The 18,920-nt window shown below is 69.3% G+C and carries 14 protein-coding genes; 10 read left to right on the top strand and 4 right to left on the bottom strand.

What is annotated here, in order from left to right; all coding sequences use genetic code 11:
* Positions 1–271: 271 nt before the first annotated feature.
* A complete protein-coding gene (locus ACWCRB_RS42795; RefSeq protein ID WP_451001244.1) occupies positions 272–1,366 on the bottom strand; it encodes an ADP-ribosylglycohydrolase family protein in 1,095 nt (364 codons plus the stop codon).
* Between the two features lie 286 nt (positions 1,367–1,652).
* Here ACWCRB_RS42795 and ACWCRB_RS42790 point away from each other — a divergent pair, with 286 nt between their 5' ends.
* The 3 genes from ACWCRB_RS42790 (at position 1,653) to ACWCRB_RS42780 (ending at position 8,823) form a co-directional block, all read left to right on the top strand.
* Complete coding sequence (locus ACWCRB_RS42790; protein WP_451001243.1) at positions 1,653–2,384, top strand: VIT1/CCC1 transporter family protein; 732 nt, start codon at positions 1,653–1,655, stop codon at positions 2,382–2,384.
* Between the two features lie 363 nt (positions 2,385–2,747).
* Complete coding sequence (gene gltB, locus ACWCRB_RS42785; protein WP_451001242.1) at positions 2,748–7,370, top strand: glutamate synthase large subunit; 4,623 nt, start codon at positions 2,748–2,750, stop codon at positions 7,368–7,370.
* Positions 7,363–8,823: a glutamate synthase subunit beta gene (locus ACWCRB_RS42780; protein ID WP_451001241.1), complete on the top strand. Its 1,461-nt coding sequence runs from the start codon at positions 7,363–7,365 to the stop codon at positions 8,821–8,823. Before gltB ends, ACWCRB_RS42780 begins: the two co-directional genes overlap by 8 nt.
* A 135-nt stretch (positions 8,824–8,958) precedes the next feature.
* Here the strand turns inward: ACWCRB_RS42780 and ACWCRB_RS42775 are convergent, their stop codons facing one another.
* Positions 8,959–9,798: a chitosanase gene (locus tag ACWCRB_RS42775; protein ID WP_451001240.1), complete on the bottom strand. Its 840-nt coding sequence runs from the start codon at positions 9,796–9,798 to the stop codon at positions 8,959–8,961.
* A gap of 90 nt (positions 9,799–9,888) precedes the next feature.
* Here ACWCRB_RS42775 and ACWCRB_RS42770 point away from each other — a divergent pair, with 90 nt between their 5' ends.
* From ACWCRB_RS42770 to ACWCRB_RS42745, 6 genes are all read left to right on the top strand, one after another.
* Positions 9,889–10,608: a vWA domain-containing protein gene (locus ACWCRB_RS42770; RefSeq protein WP_451001239.1), complete on the top strand. Its 720-nt coding sequence runs from the start codon at positions 9,889–9,891 to the stop codon at positions 10,606–10,608.
* Positions 10,609–10,695: 87 nt separating this feature from the next.
* On the top strand, positions 10,696–12,336 hold the full coding sequence (gene qcrB / locus ACWCRB_RS42765; RefSeq protein ID WP_451001238.1) for a cytochrome bc1 complex cytochrome b subunit: 1,641 nt from the start codon (positions 10,696–10,698) through the stop codon (positions 12,334–12,336).
* 54 nt (positions 12,337–12,390) lie between these two features.
* Positions 12,391–13,179, top strand: coding sequence for an SDR family oxidoreductase (locus ACWCRB_RS42760; RefSeq protein WP_451001237.1), 789 nt, complete (start codon positions 12,391–12,393; stop codon positions 13,177–13,179).
* Positions 13,180–13,210: 31 nt separating this feature from the next.
* Positions 13,211–13,834, top strand: a complete 624-nt coding sequence (locus ACWCRB_RS42755) for a TetR/AcrR family transcriptional regulator (protein ID WP_451001236.1) — start codon at positions 13,211–13,213, stop codon at positions 13,832–13,834.
* 41 nt (positions 13,835–13,875) lie between these two features.
* The gene (locus ACWCRB_RS42750) at positions 13,876–15,033 is read left to right on the top strand and encodes an acetyl-CoA C-acetyltransferase (RefSeq protein ID WP_369035126.1); all 1,158 of its coding nucleotides are present in this window, start codon (positions 13,876–13,878) and stop codon (positions 15,031–15,033) included.
* A 32-nt stretch (positions 15,034–15,065) separates the two neighbouring features.
* Positions 15,066–15,836, top strand: a complete 771-nt coding sequence (locus tag ACWCRB_RS42745) for an SDR family oxidoreductase (protein ID WP_451001235.1) — start codon at positions 15,066–15,068, stop codon at positions 15,834–15,836.
* 298 nt (positions 15,837–16,134) lie between these two features.
* Here the strand turns inward: ACWCRB_RS42745 and ACWCRB_RS42740 are convergent, their stop codons facing one another.
* Positions 16,135–16,872 (bottom strand): ankyrin repeat domain-containing protein, encoded by a 738-nt coding sequence (locus tag ACWCRB_RS42740; RefSeq protein ID WP_451001234.1) that lies wholly within the window; start codon positions 16,870–16,872, stop codon positions 16,135–16,137.
* A gap of 75 nt (positions 16,873–16,947) precedes the next feature.
* Positions 16,948–17,880, bottom strand: coding sequence for a hypothetical protein (locus ACWCRB_RS42735; RefSeq protein WP_451001233.1), 933 nt, complete (start codon positions 17,878–17,880; stop codon positions 16,948–16,950).
* Positions 17,881–18,071: 191 nt separating this feature from the next.
* Between ACWCRB_RS42735 and ACWCRB_RS42730 the strand changes: the two genes are divergently transcribed.
* Positions 18,072–18,920, top strand: an 849-nt coding sequence (locus ACWCRB_RS42730; protein ID WP_451001232.1) for a S1 family peptidase, incomplete at its 3' end; no start/stop codon positions are given.

The following is an 18,920-nucleotide window of genomic DNA, read 5'->3' as shown; positions in this document are numbered from 1 at the left end:
GGTCCGAGGGGCGTCCGGTTGTCCACAGGCTGTGGGTTGTCGCGGGCCGTGGGCATGTGTCCGGTACGGAAATACAGGTGCCGGTCGGTGGGTGGGTGGGTAGCTCGGGTGGGGTGGGTCTGGTTCTCGAACGCTGGACGGGCTGGATGGTGCCGGTCGGTGGGTGGGTGGGAAGCTCGGGTGGGATGGGCCTGGTTCTCGAACGCCGGACGGGCTGAGATGGCCGCGCCCGTGGTGGGAAAGTGCAGCAGGGGCGCTGCCTGGAGTGGGTTCACAGCTGTACCTCCGTTTCCGTCGCCGTGTCCTCGTCCGCGGCGAGGACGTACTCTGCCTGCTCCCGTACCACCGGCTTCGCTCCCCACTTGCCGCCCTCGCCCGGGGTCAGCAGTTCCGCCACGTCGAGGACGTGGTGGCCCGCCATGGAGGGGAGGCAGGTGCCTCGGGCCGGGCCGATTGCCTCCGCCCAGTCCGGCGGGATCGCCGAGGCGCCGCGTGTCGCGCCTGCCAGGGCGCCTGCCACCGCTGCTGTCGTGTCCGCGTCGCGGCCCATGTTGACGGCTGTCAGGACCGATTCCTTGAAGTCGCCGTCGGCTGCCGCATACGCGCCGAAGGCCAGGGCTACGGCTTCCGGGGCCAGGTCCGTCCACGGGTAGCCGCCGATCACCACCGCGGAGCGGACCGCCCGTTCGCCTCGGTGGGCCACCGCCACCGCCCGGCGGAGGGAGCGGGCCGTCCAGCTGTCGTCGGGGACCACCGCCAGGGCCGATGCCACCACCGCGATCGTCGGTGCGCCCGCCATCGCCGCCGCCACGCCCGCCGCCACCGCCTGGCCGCCGTAGATGCCCTCGCCGTCGTGGCTCACCGAACCGTCGATCGCCACCAGACGGGCTGCCTCGGCCGGGCGGCCCGCCGCGAAGACGCCGAAGGGGGCCGCGCGCATCGCCAGGCCGTCGCTCCACGCGTGGCGGTGTTGAGCTGAGATCGGGGCAGCCAAGCCTCGGCGGAGGTTCTCCAGCGTGCCTCGTTCGCTGAAACCCGCGCCCCGGAACGGGCCCTCGTCGAGGTCGGCGATCCACTGGTGCCAGGCCGCCTCCACATGGGCCGGGGTGAGGGCCGAGCCGTGCCGGGCCAGGAGAAGGCCCGAGAAGATCGCGTACTCCGTGTCGTCCGTACCGGAGGGGTTCTCGGCCACGTAGCCGGTGATGCGGCCCCAGCGGGCGCGGATCTCCGAGGGCTTCATGTTCTCGGCGGGGGCGCCGAGCGCGTCCCCCACGGCCAGACCCAGCAGGGCGCCGCGTGCTCTGTCGCGCAGGACGGCGGCGTCTCCGGGCGCCGGGACCGAGGGAATGCAGGCGATCGATGCCATACGCGGCCTCTCCTCCGGAGGGTTCCGGGGGCTCCCGCGCGGGGAGCGGAACCCTTTGCGGAACTGTCCCACCGGAGGCGTTCGCACGAGCCTGTGGCGCCCCAGCGTCACCCGGTCGACATTTGTGCGAGCACCCCTACGGATGAGCGATCACGGTGAATGTGCAGGTGAGGGCAGCCTTTCCTTGCTGGCGAGGGGGGAATTCGCGGCGTATTTTTGGTGTTGTCGAGAGTTGGAATAAGTCTAGGTTTGCTCCGGCAATGTCCGGAGTGGGATGGGGGATGGTGTGGCTGTCATCGAGAGTGGGGCTGCGCTGCATGAGGCGCACCGGGACAATCACACCCACCGGGATGTGAGCGGGGGGTGGCTGCGGCCCGCTGTTTTCGGGGCCATGGACGGGCTTGTCTCCAATCTCGCCCTGATGACCGGTGTCGCCGGTGGCGCTGTTTCGCATCAGACCGTTGTCATCACCGGGCTCGCCGGGCTTGCCGCCGGCGCCTTCTCCATGGCCGCCGGCGAGTACACCTCCGTCGCCTCCCAGCGTGAGCTGGTGGAAGCCGAACTCGACGTCGAGCGGCGGGAGTTGACGAAGCATCCCAAGGATGAGGAGCGGGAGTTGGCCGCTCTGTACCAGTCCCGGGGTGTCGAGCCGAAGCTTGCCCGTGAAGTCGCCCGGCAGCTCTCGCGCGATCCCGAGCAGGCACTCGAGATACATGCCCGTGAGGAACTGGGTGTCGATCCCGGTGACCTGCCCTCGCCTGCCGTCGCCGCTGTTTCGTCCTTCGGGGCGTTCGCGCTCGGTGCGCTGCTTCCCGTACTCCCTTATCTGCTCGGGGCGACCGCGCTGTGGCCCGCCGTGCTGGTCGCGCTCGTCGGGCTCTTCGGGTGTGGGGCTGTCGTGGCCCGGGTGACCGCACGGACCTGGTGGTTCAGTGGGCTCAGGCAGCTCGCGCTGGGTGGGGCGGCGGCCGGTGTGACATACGCCCTGGGCAACCTGTTCGGTGCGGCCGTAGGATAGGAAATCGCTCACTTATGCGTTGGGCCGTATAAGTAGCCGTTACTCGCTGGTTTCGAACGCTTAACCACTGGGCATGAGCCGTAAGCGCTGTGGGCAACGAAGCCTGCGGCGCACCCGCGAGGTGGGCGACGACGCTCCCCTTGCCATGGGTCGAAGGACATCGATCTGTCCGCTTCGACCCCCATTACTTCCACCGCAGCGCGGTCATCACGCCGCACACGACGGTGTCCGCATGTTGGTACGTAGTATCCGGTTCCCGAGAACCGTCCCATCATGTAACCTGCACGAAATTTTGCACTCCAAGAGGGCCAACGTCGTCCCTCGGCTTAATGCATATGCCACACGACGACGACGGGAGAGCCGATGCGTACGCCGCGCCAGCCGTCCCAGCATTCCGAGAATGGCCAGAAGTGGTCCTTCATGGATGCTCGCCCTGCTGCGCAGGGTATGTACGACCCCCGCAACGAGCACGACGCCTGTGGCGTCGGCTTCGTGGCCACCCTCACCGGCGAGGCGAGCCACGCGCTGGTCGAGCAGGCGCTCACGGTTCTTCGCAACCTGGAGCACCGCGGTGCCACCGGCTCCGAGCCCGACTCCGGTGACGGCGCCGGCATTCTCTCGCAGGTCCCGGACGCGTTCTTCCGTGAGGTGGCCGGATTCGAGCTGCCCGAGGCCGGCTCCTACGCGGTCGGCATCGCCTTCCTCCCGGAGGAGACGGCGACCGACGCGGCCCTGACCATCGCCGAGACCGTCTCACGTATCGAGACGATCGCCGCCGACGAGGGACTCATCGTCCTTGGCTGGCGTGAGGTGCCTACCGCCCCCGGGCTTCTTGGCGCCACCGCCCGTTCGACGATGCCCGCCTTCCGGCAGATCTTCGTCGCGGACAGCGCCGCGGTGCCCGCCACGGGCATCGACCTCGACCGCAAGGCCTTCGCGCTGCGCAAGCGCGCCGAGCGCGAGGTCGGCGTCTACTTCCCCTCGCTCTCCGCGCGGACCATCGTCTACAAGGGCATGCTGACCACCGGTCAGCTGGAGCCCTTCTTCCCCGACCTGTCCGACCGCCGCTTCGCGTCGGCCGTCGCGCTCGTCCACTCGCGCTTCTCCACGAACACCTTCCCGTCGTGGCCGCTCGCCCACCCGTACCGCTTCGTCGCGCACAACGGCGAGATCAACACGGTCAAGGGCAACCGGAACTGGATGGCCGCGCGTGAGTCGCAGCTGGTCAGCGACCTGTTCGGCGACAAGGGGCTGGAGCGCGTCTTCCCCATCTGTACGCCGGACGCCTCCGACTCGGCGTCCTTCGACGAGGTGCTCGAACTGCTCCACCTCGGTGGGCGTTCGCTGCCGCACTCCGTGCTGATGATGATCCCGGAGGCGTGGGAGAACCACGGCACGATGGATCCGGCACAGCGCGCCTTCTACCAGTTCCACTCCACGATGATGGAGCCCTGGGACGGCCCGGCCTGTGTCACCTTCACCGACGGCGTCCAGGTCGGCGCGGTCCTCGACCGCAACGGTCTGCGCCCCGGCCGCTACTGGGTCACCGACGAGGGCCTCGTCGTCCTCGGTTCCGAGGTCGGCGTCCTCGACATCGACCCCGCGAAGGTCGTCCGCAAGGGCCGCCTGCAGCCCGGCAAGATGTTCCTCGTCGACACCGCCGAGCACCGCATCATCGAGGACGACGAGATCAAGGCCGGCCTCGCCGCCGAGCAGCCCTACGCGGAGTGGCTCGAAGCCGGCGAGATCGAGCTGTCCGACCTGCCCGAGCGCGAGCACATCGTGCACACCCACGCCTCGGTCACCCGCCGCCAGCAGACCTTCGGTTACACGGAGGAGGAGCTGCGCGTCATCATCGCGCCGATGGCCAAGACCGGCGGCGAGCCGCTCGGCTCGATGGGCACCGACTCGCCGATCGCCGCGCTGAGCGAGCGTCCGCGACTGCTCTTCGACTACTTCACCCAGCTGTTCGCGCAGGTCACCAACCCGCCGCTGGACGCCATCCGCGAGGAACTGGTCACCAGCCTGCGCTCCTCCCTCGGCCCCGCCAGCAACCTGCTGGAGCCGAGCGCCGCCTCCTGTCGTAGCGTCACCCTGCCCTTCCCGGTGATCGACAACGACGAGCTGGCCAAGCTCATCCACATCAACGCCGACGGCGACATGCCCGGCATGAAGGCCGCGACCCTCTCCGGCCTCTACCGGGTCAGTGGCGGCGGCGACTCCCTCGCCGCCCGCATCGACGAGATCTGCGCCGAGGCCGACGCCGCGATAGACAACGGCGCCCGTCTCATCGTCCTGTCGGACCGCCACTCGGACGCCGAGCACGCGCCGATCCCCTCGCTGCTGCTCACCGCCGCCGTCCACCACCACCTCATCCGCACCAAGCAGCGCACCCAGGTGGGCCTGCTGGTCGAGGCCGGTGACGTCCGCGAGGTCCACCACGTCGCCCTGCTCATAGGCTTCGGCGCCGCCGCCGTGAACCCGTACCTGGCGATGGAGTCCGTCGAGGACCTCGTCCGCGCGGGTACCTTCCTGCCCGGCATCGAGCCCGAGCAGGCCATCCGCAACCTGATCTACGCGCTCGGCAAGGGCGTCCTCAAGGTCATGTCCAAGATGGGCATCTCGACCGTCGCCTCCTACCGGGGCGCCCAGGTCTTCGAGGCCGTCGGTCTCGACACGGCCTTCGTCGAGAAGTACTTCCTCGGCACCGCCACCAAGATCGGCGGCGTCGGCATCGACGTCATCGCGAAGGAGGTCGCCGCCCGGCACGCCAAGGCGTACCCGGCGAGCGGCATCGCGCCCGCCCACCGTGCTCTCGACATAGGCGGCGAGTACCAGTGGCGCCGCGAGGGCGAGCCGCACCTGTTCGACCCGGAGACGGTCTTCCGCCTCCAGCACTCCACGCGCACCCGCCGCTACGACATCTTCAAGAAGTACACGGACCGTGTGAACGAGCAGTCCGAGCGGCTCATGACGCTCCGTGGGCTCTTCGGCTTCAAGTCGGACCGGCCCTCGATCTCCATCGACGAGGTCGAGCCGGTCAGCGAGATCGTCAAGCGGTTCTCCACCGGCGCCATGTCGTACGGCTCCATCTCCCTGGAGGCGCACGAGACGCTCGCCATCGCCATGAACCAGCTGGGCGCCAAGTCCAACACCGGTGAGGGCGGCGAGGACCCGGACCGTCTGTACGACCCCGCGCGGCGGTCGTCGATCAAGCAGGTCGCGTCCGGCCGCTTCGGTGTGACCAGCGAGTACCTGGTCAACGCGGACGACATCCAGATCAAGATGGCCCAGGGCGCCAAGCCCGGCGAGGGCGGCCAGCTGCCCGGCCACAAGGTGTACCCGTGGGTCGCCAAGACCCGGCACAGCACCCCCGGTGTCGGTCTGATCTCGCCGCCGCCGCACCACGACATCTACTCCATCGAGGACCTCGCCCAGCTGATCCACGACCTGAAGAACGCGAACCCGCAGGCGCGGATCCACGTGAAGCTGGTCTCGGAGGTCGGCGTCGGGACCGTGGCCGCGGGTGTCTCGAAGGCGCACGCGGACGTCGTGCTCATCTCCGGCCACGACGGCGGTACGGGTGCGTCCCCGCTGACGTCCCTCAAGCACGCCGGTGGTCCCTGGGAGCTGGGCCTCGCCGAGACCCAGCAGACCCTGCTGCTCAACGGCCTGCGCGACCGTATCGTCGTCCAGACCGACGGCCAGCTGAAGACCGGCCGCGATGTCGTCATCGCCGCGCTGCTCGGCGCCGAGGAGTTCGGTTTCGCGACCGCGCCGCTCGTCGTCTCCGGCTGCGTCATGATGCGCGTCTGCCACCTCGACACCTGCCCGGTCGGCATCGCCACCCAGAACCCGGTGCTCCGCGACCGGTTCGCGGGCAAGGCCGAGTACGTCGTGAACTTCTTCCAGTTCATCGCCGAAGAGGTCCGCGAGATCCTCGCCGAGCTGGGCTTCCGCACCATCGAGGAGGCCGTCGGCCAGGCCGGCACGCTCGACGTCGAGCGCGCCGTGAACCACTGGAAGGCACAGGGCCTGGACCTGGCCCCGCTCTTCTACGTGCCCGAACTGCCCGAGGGCGCGGCCTACCACCAGGTCATCGAGCAGGACCACGGCCTGGAGAAGGCGCTCGACAACGAGCTGATCAAGCTCGCCGCCGACGCCCTCGCCGCGTCCAGCGCGACCGACGCCCAGCCGGTCCGCGCCCAGGTCGCCATCCGCAACATCAACCGCACGGTCGGCACGATGCTCGGCCACGAGGTGACGAAGAAGTTCGGCGGGGCCGGTCTGCCCGACGACACCATCGACATCACCTTCACCGGCAGCGCAGGCCAGTCCTTCGGCGCCTTCCTGCCGCGCGGTGTCACCCTGCGCCTCGAAGGCGACGCCAACGACTACGTCGGCAAGGGTCTGTCGGGTGGCCGTGTCATCGTCCGCCCGGACCGGGGCGCCGACCACCTCGCCGAGTTCTCCACCATCGCGGGCAACACGATCGCGTACGGCGCGACCGGCGGCGAACTGTTCCTGCGCGGTCGTACGGGCGAGCGGTTCTGTGTCCGCAACTCCGGTGCCACGGTGGTCTCCGAGGGCGTGGGCGACCACGGCTGCGAGTACATGACCGGCGGTCACGCGGTCGTCCTCGGCGAGACGGGCCGTAACTTCGCGGCCGGTATGTCGGGCGGTATCGCGTACGTCATCGACCTGGACCGCGACAACGTCAACGTCGGCAACGTGGACGCGGTCGAGGCCCTCGACGACTCCGACAAGCTGTGGCTGCACGATGTCGTGCGCCGGCACCAGGAGGAGAGCGGCTCGACGGTCGCCGGGAAGCTCCTGGCCGAGTGGGACGTCGCCGTCGAGCGCTTCAGCAAGATCATCCCCAGCACGTACAAGGCAGTGCTCGCCGCCAAGGCCGCCGCCGAGCAGGCCGGTCTCACCGAGACCGAGATCACCGAGAAGATGATGGAGGCGGCGACCAATGGCTGATCCCAAGGGCTTTCTGAACCACGGCCGCGAGGTCGCCAAGTCCCGCCCGGTGGACGTACGTCTCAAGGACTGGAACGAGGTCTACGTTCCCGGCTCCCTGCTGCCGATCATCAGCAAGCAGGCAAGCCGCTGCATGGACTGCGGTATCCCGTTCTGTCACAACGGCTGTCCGCTGGGGAACCTGATCCCCGAGTGGAACGACTACGCCTACCGCGAGGACTGGACGTCGGCATCCGAGCGGCTGCACGCCACCAACAACTTCCCGGAGTTCACCGGCCGCCTGTGCCCGGCTCCGTGCGAGTCGGCGTGTGTGCTGGGCATCAACCAGCCCGCGGTCACCATCAAGAACGTCGAGGTCTCGATCATCGACAAGGCCTGGGAGACGGGCGATGTCGCCCCCCAGGCCCCGGAGCGCCTCTCCGGCAAGACGGTCGCGGTCATCGGCTCGGGTCCGGCCGGTCTCGCCGCCGCCCAGCAGCTGACGCGGGCCGGTCACACGGTCGCGGTGTACGAACGCGCGGACCGCATCGGCGGCCTCCTGCGCTACGGCATCCCCGAGTTCAAGATGGAGAAGCGGCACATCAACCGCCGTATCGAGCAGATGCGTGCGGAGGGCACCCGCTTCCGTACGGGCATCGAGATCGGCCGCGACCTCAAGGCGACGGACCTGCGCAAGCGGTACGACGCCGTCGTGATCGCCGCCGGTGCGACGACCGCCCGTGATCTCCCCGTCCCCGGGCGGGAGTTGAAGGGTGTCTACCAGGCGATGGAGTACCTGCCCCTGGCCAACAAGGTCCAGGAGGGCGACTTCGTGGCCCCGCCGGTCTCCGCCGAGGGCAAGCACGTGGTCGTGATCGGCGGCGGCGACACCGGCGCGGACTGCGTGGGCACCGCCCACCGCCAGGGCGCGGCCTCCGTCACGCAGCTGGAGATCATGCCGCAGCCGGGCGAGGAGCGGAACCCGGGGCAGCCCTGGCCGACCTTCCCGATGCTCTACAAGGTCACCTCGGCGCACGAGGAGGGCGGCGAGCGCGTCTACTCCGTCTCGACGACCCACTTCGAGGGCGACGAGCACGGCGACGTGCAGTGGCTGCACCTCACCGAGGTCGAGTTCGTCGACGGCAAGCTGACGCAGAAGCCGGGCACGGAGCGCAAGATCCCCGCGCAACTGGTCACCCTCGCCATGGGCTTCACCGGCACCGACCAGGACAACGGCCTCGTCTCGCAGTTCGGCCTGGACCTCGACGAGCGCGGCAACATCGCCCGCGACGCCGACTTCGCGACCAACGTCCCGGGCGTGTACGTCGCCGGTGACGCCGGCCGCGGCCAGTCCCTCATCGTGTGGGCCATCGCCGAGGGCCGCTCGGCGGCTCGCGGAGTCGACCGCTTCCTCACGGGCGCGAGCGAACTCCCGGCCCCGATCCGCCCGACGGACCGTTCCCTGATGGTCTGAGGGTCATGAGTGTGACCTGACGGTCACCCCACAAACGTCCCGTACAAAGGCGTACGGAACGAACAACCACGGCGCTCGCCACAGTCCCCGACCGGACGTGGCGGGCGCCGCGGCGCGTTCGGTGCCGGACCCGCCTCAGGGGATCTTGTACGTGTCCCCGTACACCTTCCACTCCAGCGGTGTACGGAGGTCCAGGTTCCCCTCGTCGAGGAAGCGCCGTTGGGCGGTGTCGACGCGGCTGGTGTTCACGCCCGGCCTCTTGTCCAGCATCGCCTGGCGGCGGGCGTCGAGGAACGCGTCCAGGTACGCCTTCTCGTCGCCGCCCTCCGCCGGGCTGTCGGCCTCTGCCAGGGCGGCGGCGCGGATGCCGCCCATGCTGAACCAGTCGTTGCCCGGGCCGTGGTAGACCATCGCGTCGTAGTAGACGAACTGGCCCAGCAGCCCCAGCCCGTCGCGGACGGCGAGCCGCAGCGCCGGTTCGAAGTAGCCCTTGTCCCGCTTCACGTCCTGGGCTTCACGGAACGCGGCGACCTTCGACTCCTCCTTCCAGGCCGCGGGGAAACCGGGGTCGAGCCCCTCGTGCGAGTCCGTGCCGTCGACCGCGCGCAGCGCCGGGATGTAGGGCGCGACGGCGTTGTCCGGGTACTCCTTCGTATAGGCCTCGACGAGGGTGAGGAGGTCGTGGGTGCCCGTGCAGAAGCCGATGATTCCGGCCGTGTAACCCTGCCCGTCGCCGATGTCCTCGACATAGCCGTACGCGCTGCGCCAGTCGAGTGTGCTGTTCTCGGCGCTCGCCACGATCTGTTGGGCCAGTTCCTTCTTCGCAGGGTCCGCGAGTGTGGCCTCCGCCTCCAGGGAGCCGGTCTCCAGACGCTTGGCGTCGGGGCCGCGCGAGTCGTCCGACGTGACGGACAGACAGGCGGTCGTTGCCAGTAACGGCACCACGGCGAAGAGGAGAACGCCGGTACGTTTCATGGGCAAAGGGTACGTGGGGCCCTCGCTCGTCCGGGTGACGTACCCTCAACATTTGCGTCAGTCCGGCGCATTCCGGTAAGGAGCCAACGCGTGGCCGCGATCAGTCTCACCAAGGTGCAGGAGAGCGCGCCCGCGCTGGTCAGTCTCTACAAGAGCGCCGGGGCGGCTGTCGAACGGCACGGGCTCGGCGGTCAGCGGGCTGCCGTCTATCTGGTGGTCGACTACTCCGGTTCTATGAGGCCCTATTTCAAGGACGGCAGTGTGCAGGCGCTGGCCGACCGGGTACTGGGGCTCTCCGCGCACCTGGACGACGACGGGACGGTTCCGGTCTTCTTCTTCTCCACCGACATCGACGCGACGACGGACATCGCGCTCGACAATCACCAGGGTCACATCGAGCGGATCGAGAGCGGCCTGGGGCACATGGGCAGAACCAACTACCACCTCGCCATGGACGCGGTCATCGAGCACTACCTCGACAGCGGGGCGACCGACCCCGCCCTCGTGGTCTTCCAGACCGACGGCGGCCCGACCAGCAGGCCCGCCGCCGAACGCTACGTGTGCAAGTCGGCCCGGCTGCCGCTGTTCTGGCAGTTCATCGGGTTCGGGGACGCGTCGAGTAAGCAGTTCGACTTCCTGCGGAAACTGGACGAGCTGGCGGTGCCGGAGCGGCGGGTCGTCGACAACGCCGGGTTCTTCCACGCCGGTTCCGATCCGCGTGCCGTGTCCGACGACGAGTTGTACGACCGGCTGGTGGGCGAGTTCCCGAAGTGGCTGGTAGCGGCGCGGGCGGCGGGGATCGTCGGCTGACACAGGCGTACGACACCGCGTACGACCCGTTGGCACACGTGAGCTGTCGTGCCACCCTGAGGATGATCCGAGGGGGAGGCAGTACGGATGAACACGGCTGTGGGCAAAGGGAGTTCAGCACGCAGGGGTGAGGTCCCGAAGGGGGAGAAGCTCGCCGACTGGGCCGACGGACGGCTGGGCCTCTACGCCCTCGCCAAGGCCAACATGCGCAAGGTCTTCCCGGACCACTGGTCCTTCATGCTCGGCGAGATCTGCCTCTACAGCTTCCTCATCCTGATCCTCACCGGCGTCTACCTCACCCTCTTCTTCGAACCGAGCGGAGTCGAGGTCGTCTACGACGGCTCGTACACCCCGCTCAACGGCGTCATCATGACCAGGGCGTACGAGTCCACGCTCGACATCAGCTTCGACGTACGCGGCGGACTGCTGATCCGGCAGATCCACCACTGGGCGGCGCTCGTCTTCGTCGCCGGGATGCTCATCCACATGATGCGCGTCTTCTTCACCGGCGCGTTCCGCAAGCCGCGCGAGCTGAACTGGGCGTTCGGCTGGACCCTGTTGTTCCTCGGCATCATCACCGGGCTGACCGGCTACTCGCTCCCCGACGACCTGCTCTCCGGCACCGGCCTCCGCTTCGCCGACGGCGCCATCCTGTCCGTCCCGGTCGTGGGGACGTACCTCTCGATGTTCCTGTTCGGCGGGGAGTTCCCGGGCCACGACATCATCTCGCGGCTCTTCCCGATCCATGTGCTGCTGCTGCCGGGGATCATGCTGGGGCTGGTCGTCGCCCACCTGATCCTGGTCTTCTACCACAAGCACACGCAGTATCCGGGGCCCGGCCGCGACCAGAAATCGGTCGTCGGCATGCCCTTCCTGCCGGTCTACATGGCCAAGGCGGGCGGCTTCTTCTTCCTCACCTTCGGCGTGCTGGCGGTCCTGGGCGGCATCGCCAGCATCAACCCCGTATGGGCGTTCGGCCCCTACCGCGCCGACCTCGTCACCACCGGCGCCCAACCCGACTGGTACCTCGGCTTCTCCGAGGGACTGATCCGGGTGATGCCGGGCTGGGAGATCAACGCCTGGGGCCACACCCTCGCGCTGGGCGTTTTCATCCCCTTCTCCCTCTTCCCGCTGATCATGCTGGCCATCGGCGTGTACCCGTTCATCGAGGCCTGGATCACCGGCGACAAACGCGAGCACCACATCCTCGACCGGCCACGGAACGTCCCTGTCCGTACGGGACTCGGGGTCGCCTGGCTGAGTCTGTACGGCGTGCTGCTCATCGGCGGCGGCAACGACATCGTGGCCACGCATCTGCATCTGTCGATCAACGCGATCACCTGGTTCGTACGGATCGGGTTCTTCGTGGTGCCGGTGCTCGCGTTCATCGTGACGAAGCGGATCTGTCTGGGACTCCAGCGCGGCGACCGCGACAAGGTCCTGCACGGCAGAGAGACCGGCACGATCAAACGCCTCCCGCACGGCGAGTACGTCGAGGTCCACGAACCCCTCCCGCAGGAGGCGATGTTCACCCTCACCCAGCACGAACAGGCCCCGCCGTACGAGATCGGCACGCTCGTCGACGCCAACGGCGTCCGCCGCAAGATCAGCCCCGGGCAGCGGCTGCGGGCCCGGCTGGCGCGGTCGATGTTCGGCCCCGACACGCGGATCCCGAAGCCGACGCCGGCGGAGTACCGGGAGATCACGAGTGGGGATCACCACCACTGAGTCCATGGGCGGCGAACCTTCCCTAACAAGTGTTTGGTAGGTTAGTGTGGGTCCATGGGAGACGTCGACAGTCCGGCGTACGTACCCGGACATGGGCTGCTGAAGGGCCGCACCGCCGTGATCACGGCAGCCGCGGGCGCCGGGATCGGCGGGGCCACCGCCCGCCGGTTCCTGGAGGAGGGCGCACGCGTGCTGATCAGCGACGCGCACACGCGACGGCTCAAGGAGTACGAGGGGGAGCTGGCCACCGAGTTCGAGGGCGCCGTCGACTCGCTGCCGTGCGACGTCACCGACGAGAGCCAGGTGCGGGCCCTTTTCGACACGGCCGTGGAGGCGCACGGGCGGCTCGACATAGTCGTCAACAACGCCGGTCTCGGCGGCACTTCGGCCCTCGTCGACATGACGGACGAGCAGTGGTCGAGGGTGCTGGACGTGACGCTGGGCGGCACGTTCCGGTGTGTGCGGGCGGCGTTGCGTGCCTTCCGGGAGGGCGGCTCCGGAGGTGTGGTCGTGAACAATGCCTCCGTCGTCGGCTGGCGGGCCCAGGCCGGGCAGGCGCACTACGCCGCCGCCAAGGCCGGCGTCATGGCCCTGACCCGGAGCGCGGCGATCGAGGCTGCGGAGTACGGCGTCCGGGTCAACGCGGTGTCACCGAGTCTCGCCATGCATCCCCACCTCGTGAAGGTGACGACCCCCGAACTCCTGGCCGAACTGACGGCCCGTGAGGCCTTCGGGCGGTACGCCGAACCCTGGGAGGTGGCCAACGTGATCGTGTTCCTGGCATCCGGCTACTCCTCGTACATGACAGGGGAAGTCGTCTCCGTCAGCAACCAGCACCCCTAGGACGACTCATGCCGGGGACCACAATGGACACGTGCCTCCTACGAAGAAGAAGCCCCAGGTGACCGCCGTGCCCGCCCGTCGCCACGAACTCCTCGCCACCGCAGCCGAGGTCTTCGCCGAACAGGGCTACAACGCGACCACCGTACGCAAGATCGCGGACCACGCCGGCATGCTCGCGGGCAGTCTCTACTACCACTTCGACTCCAAGGAATCGATGCTGGAGGAGATCCTCCGCACGTTCCTCGACGAGCTGTGGCACGGCTACGACGCCGTCCTGGACGCCGAGTCCGGGCCGCGCGAGACGCTGGAGGCGCTGGTCACCGAGTCGTTCCGGGAGATCGACCGGCACCGCGCCGCCGTCGCGATCTACCAGAAGGAGAGCAAACAGCTGGTCGCGCAGGAGCGGTTCGCGTTCCTCGCCGAGTCGCAGCGCAAGTTCGAGAAGGCGTGGCTGTCCACGCTGGAACGCGGAGTCGCCGCCGAGGTCTTCCGCGCCGACCTCGACATCCGCCTCACCTACCGCTTCGTGCGCGACACCGTGTGGGTCGCCGCGTCCTGGTACCGGCCGGGCGGACAGCACAGTCCCGAGGAGATCGCCCGGCAGTACCTGTCGATGGTGCTGGACGGGATCGCCGTACGCGAAAGCCGTACTTGAACAGCCCTATGTGAACAGCCCTTTTCTGTGAGGGAGTTGCCATGGCCGAGGCCTATGTCGTCGAAGCGGTCCGTACGCCTGTCGGGCGGCGCGGAGGTGGTCTGAGCGGGGTGCATCCCGCCGACCTGGGCGCGCACGCGCTGACGGCGCTGATGTCGCGGGCCGGGGTGGACCCGGCTGCCGTGGAGGACGTCGTCTTCGGGTGCCTGGACACGGTGGGGCCGCAGGCCGGTGACATCGCCCGCACCTGTTGGCTGGCCGCCGGGCTGCCCGAGGAGGTGCCAGGGGTGACCGTCGACCGGCAGTGCGGATCCTCGCAGCAGGCCGTGCACTTCGCGGCGCAGGCCGTGCTGTCCGGCACCCAGGACCTGGTCGTCGCGGGCGGCGTCCAGAACATGTCGATGATCCCGATCGCCTTCGCCTCCCGTCAGGCGGCCCTGCCCCTGGGGCTGACGGAGGGTCCGTTCGCGGGCAGCGCCGGCTGGCGGGCGCGGTACGGGGACCGGCCGGTGAACCAGTTCGCGGGCGCCGAGATGATCGCCGCCAAGTGGGGCATCAGCAGGCTGGACCAGGAGGAGTTCGCGCTGCTGTCGCACGAACGGGCGGTGCGGGCCATCGACGAGGGCCGCTTCGCGCGCGAGACCGTGGCCTACGAGACGGTGACCGTGGACGAGGGGCCGCGCCGGGACACGTCCCTGGAGAAGATGGCGGGCTTGAAGCCGGTGATCGACGGCGGCACCATCACGGCCGCCTGTTCCTCCCAGGTGTCCGACGGCGCGGCCGCGATGCTGCTCGCCTCGGAGCGGGCCGTACGCGAACACGGGCTGCGCCCCCGGGCCCGGATCCACCACCTCTCGGTACGGGGCGAGGACCCGATCCGGATGCTGTCGGCGCCCATCCCGGCCACGGCCCATGCCCTGAAGAAGACCGGCCTGTCCATCGACGACATCGACCTGGTCGAGATCAACGAGGCCTTCGCGCCGGTCGTCCTGGCGTGGCTGAAGGAAACGGGTGCGGATCCGGCGAGGGTGAATGTCAACGGCGGGGCGATAGCCCTCGGGCACCCGCTGGGCGCGACCGGCGTCAAGCTGATGACGACGCTGTTGCATGAACTGGAGCGCACGGGGGGCCGGTTCGGGCTGCAGACGATGTGTGAAGGCGGGGGACAGGCGAACGTGACGATCATCGAGCGGCTTTGAGCGCGTTGAACGGCTCGGATGGCTTGGCTGGTTTGAAGGGGCGTGTCGCTCTTGTCACCGGCGGCACGCGTGGAGTCGGGGCGGGTATCGCCCGGGCCCTTGTTGAGGCCGGCGCGGAGGTTGTGGTGTGCGCGCGCCGGCCGCCCGAAGTCCCGTTGCCCGGCGTGGAGTTCACGGCTGTCGATCTGCGGGACCGGAACGCGGTGCATGACTTCGTCGGGGGGCTGCCGCGGCTTGACGTGCTGGTGAACAACGTGGGGGGTAGTCCTTATCGGCCGCTGGGTGGGGATGGGGGTGGGGGCGAAGGCGGCGGTGGTAGTGGGGATGTGGAGCGGCATGCTCGTGTCATCGAGCTGAATCTGATCACGCCGCTCACGGTTTCCCTCGCCGCGTACGAGCACCTGAAGCGGGCCCGGGGGTCCGTCGTGATGATCGGCAGCGTCAGCGGAAGCCGGCCGTCGCCGGGGACTGCCGCGTACGGGGCGGCGAAGGCGGGGCTGGAACATCTGGCCCGTTCGATGGCTGTGGAATGGGCGCCGGAGGTGCGGGTCAACACACTCGTCGTCGGCATGGTCCGGACGGAACTGTCCCACCTGCACTACGGGGGCACCGACGGCCTCGACGCGGTCGCCCGCACGGTCCCGGCGGGCCGCCTGGCCGATCCGTCCGACATCGGCGGGGCGGTGGTGTTCCTGGCGTCCGACGCGGCGGGGTACATCAGTGGGGCGAGCTTGTTGGTGCATGGTGGGGGAGAGAGGCCGGCGTTTCTGGGGGCGGCGACGGCGAATAAGGGGGGTGGCTGAGGCCGGAAGGGTTTCGCCCCCGCCGCCCCTACCCGTCCCATCCCTGGGGGCTGCGCCCCCAGACCCCCACTATCGGCCTGAACGGCCTCGTCCTCAAACGCCGGACAGGCTGAAAGATCAAACCCCGGCCGGCGTTCGAGGACAACCGCGCTCAGCCCACCTCTTTTCCCCGCCCACCTCCGCCGCGCTTCAGCCCGTCCGGCGTTTGAGGACGAGCGCGTTCAGCGCGATAGCGGGGGTCTGGGGGCGCAGCCCCCAGGGATGGGAATGGGTAGGGGCGGCGGGGGCGAAGGAAAGCTCACCCCACCCCCAGCACCTCCTCCAACACCGCCACGATCTCCGCATGCCCCGTCCCCTGGTCAACCCCCGCCACCACCACCCCGTCCCGCACCAGCTCCACAGCAACCCCCTCCGCCCACCGCCGAGTCACGTACTCCCCGCCGAACCCATGCGCCCGCGCCAACCCCGCCCGAAGCTCCGTCGCCACATCCGACCCCGCCCAGCGCCGCGCCTCCGCCAACGCCTCCCCCCTCGCCCGCGCCCCCCGCGCCAGCAGGGACCGTACGCACGCGGCAGAGCCCCGGCGGGCGGCCGTGACCAACGGGGGCTCGCCGGTCGGGCCGGGGCGGTTCGGGTCCGCGCCCGCTGCCAGCAGGGACTCCGCCACCGCCGCGTGACCGCAACGCAGCGCCCACGCCAGCGCCGTGAACCCGAACGCCTCCACCGCGTCGGGAACGGCCCCCGAGGCCAGCAGCGCGCGGACGACCTCCGTGTGACCGCCGCAGGCCGCCCCGCACAGGGGGAGATCCGAGCCCGCGCTCAGCCGGTCGGGCGCGGCGCCCGCGGACAGCAACAGCCGTACGATGCCGGGCGCGTCGCTCACCGCCGCCACGTACAGGGCGGTCTGGCCGTCCTCGTCGAGTGCCTCCGGGCTCACACCGAGCCGCAGCAGCCGTACGACCGCGTCCTCGTCACCCTCGTACACCGCGGTGAAGAGGTCGTGATCACTGCCTTGTTGCGGTTCTTGCCCGTTCATACCTTCCGACCTTCGCTCGCGAAGGGCCGGTGAGGCAAAGGCTTTCGGGGTGAAGTGCCCCACGCTTCCCCGACATCACGTGTCGCACTCCAGCACCGTCCGGCAGACCCCGCACCGCGCCCGCACCCGCCCCCGTACAGGTACCCGGATGCGCTGATGGCACGTCGGACAGGGAAACGAGACCCGCAGCGGACCATGACCGTCAGGGCCACCAGAGGCATCGGCCCCATCGGGGGTGAAGCTGTACGGGACGACGCCCGGCTGCGACGCACCCGGCCCGTGCTGGTGGTCCTGCGCCTGACGGCGGTCGCGCGCGTACCGGCGGCGGCCCGCCCAGCCCGCCGCCGTCAGCGGAGGCTGACGCGAGTCGCGGCGGGCCAGCTCCATGCCCGCCGCGTACGCCGTGTACGCCTGCGGGCTGGTGAACCAGATCCCGGGGTCCTCGTCGAAGAGCAGCGCACGCTTGGCCAGGACGTACCCGAACTCCTCCGGCGTCAGATAGCCGAGTTTCTGTGAGGAGTCGGCGTCCTCGCGGTAGGCGTCCAGGAGCAGCCAGCCCGCGCCCAGATACGCGGCCGCCGTGTCCGTCAGGATCTCGTTGTCGCGTGTCCCTGGGAAGGACAGGTCCAGGCGGTGCAGATAGACATGCATGACCTCGTGCGCGAGGGCCGCGCCGATGTCCCTGCGGTGGGTGCGGAATCGGTCGTTCAGCTCGATGAAGTACTCGGGCCCCGCGGCCAGTTCGACATTCGCTGCGTGGGTCATCTCGCGGAAACCGACGATCATCCGCGCGTCCGGGAGCCGGTAGTGCCGCACCATCTCGCGGGCCACGCGCTGCGCGCCCAGATGCAGGTCGTCGGTGTCGCAGAACGCCACATCGGCCGGGGCCACACTCGTCGCGAAGGTCTGGACGGTGTCGTACGACAGCCTTTTGTAGAGCGCGTTGATCGCGGCCCGCACCGTCTCCAGATGTGGGTAGCCGTGCTCGACCGGTCCGTCGTTCGCCACGTCCTTACCCCCAAGACGCCCTGAACTCTTCTCCACCCTACGCGCAGGGGAGCTGTCGGTAAGAGCGGATTTCCTACCGTCGGGTTCCGCCGCGGGCGCGTGATATCCGCCCTTGTCCCGCACCCGCCTTGATCTTCATACTTGCGTTCTTTGTCACCACGTCACCACCACCCCCCACGAAAGGACGTACGTTGACCCACACCTCGTCGGTCGGAAGAGGTCTCTCCCTGGTCAAGCGGGCCGCGGCGGTCGGTGCCGCGGCCCTCGCGATCGCGAGCCTCCAGCCGCTCGCCGCACAGGCCGCGCCCGCGCCCGTCGTAGGAGGAACGCCCGCCGCGCAGAACGAGTTCCCGTGGCTGGTGCACCTCTCGATGGGCTGCGGCGGCGCGCTCTACAAGAAGGACGTCGTCCTCACCGCCGCCCACTGCGTGGACGGTTCCGGCCCCACCACGGGCATCACCGTCACCGCCGGTGTCGCCGACCTGAACGCCTCGGGGGCGATCAAGGTCAAGTCGACCAAGGTCCTGCAGGCCCCGGGCTACAACGGCGCAGGCAAGGACTGGGCGCTCGTCAAGCTCGCCCGGCCGATCAACAAGCCCACGCTGAAGATCGCCACGACCACCCAGTACAACCGCGGCACCTTCACCATCGCGGGCTGGGGCGACACCAAGGAGAACGGCGGCACCGGCACGACCAAGCTCCAGAAGGCCACCGTCCCCTACGTCAGCGACGCGGGCTGCAAGCTGCACTACGGCAAGCGGCTCGTCCCCGGCGACGAACTGTGCGCCGGCTACCTCGCGGGCGGCATCGACACCTGCCAGGGCGACTCCGGCGGCCCCATGTTCCGCAAGGACGACACGGGCGCCTGGATCCAGGTAGGCATCGTCAGCTGGGGCGACGGCTGCGCCCGCCCCGGCGTACCCGGCGTCTACTCCCAGGTGTCCACCTTCGCGAAGGCCATAGCCCGGGCGGCGTCCACACACGCGCCGTCAAGCCGCCCTGTTCGCGCGCTCCCTGACCACCTTTCAAGTCTCCCACCC

Source organism: Streptomyces sp. NPDC002156 (assembly GCF_053593675.1).
Note: the sequence above shows the minus strand (reverse complement) of the source record. Positions and strands in the feature narration are given on the sequence as shown.

What these genes read in the sequence shown, in the direction of transcription:
- ACWCRB_RS42795 (WP_451001244.1), bottom strand. Translation starts at nt 1,366, where the DNA reads ATGGCATCGATCGCCTGCATTCCCTCGGTCCCGGCGCCCGGAGACGCC.
- gltB (WP_451001242.1), top strand. Translation starts at nt 2,748, where the DNA reads ATGCGTACGCCGCGCCAGCCGTCCCAGCATTCCGAGAATGGCCAGAAG.
- ACWCRB_RS42780 (WP_451001241.1), top strand. Translation starts at nt 7,363, where the DNA reads ATGGCTGATCCCAAGGGCTTTCTGAACCACGGCCGCGAGGTCGCCAAG.
- ACWCRB_RS42775 (WP_451001240.1), bottom strand. Translation starts at nt 9,798, where the DNA reads ATGAAACGTACCGGCGTTCTCCTCTTCGCCGTGGTGCCGTTACTGGCA.
- qcrB (WP_451001238.1), top strand. Translation starts at nt 10,696, where the DNA reads ATGAACACGGCTGTGGGCAAAGGGAGTTCAGCACGCAGGGGTGAGGTC.
- ACWCRB_RS42760 (WP_451001237.1), top strand. Translation starts at nt 12,391, where the DNA reads ATGGGAGACGTCGACAGTCCGGCGTACGTACCCGGACATGGGCTGCTG.
- ACWCRB_RS42750 (WP_369035126.1), top strand. Translation starts at nt 13,876, where the DNA reads ATGGCCGAGGCCTATGTCGTCGAAGCGGTCCGTACGCCTGTCGGGCGG.
- ACWCRB_RS42740 (WP_451001234.1), bottom strand. Translation starts at nt 16,872, where the DNA reads ATGAACGGGCAAGAACCGCAACAAGGCAGTGATCACGACCTCTTCACC.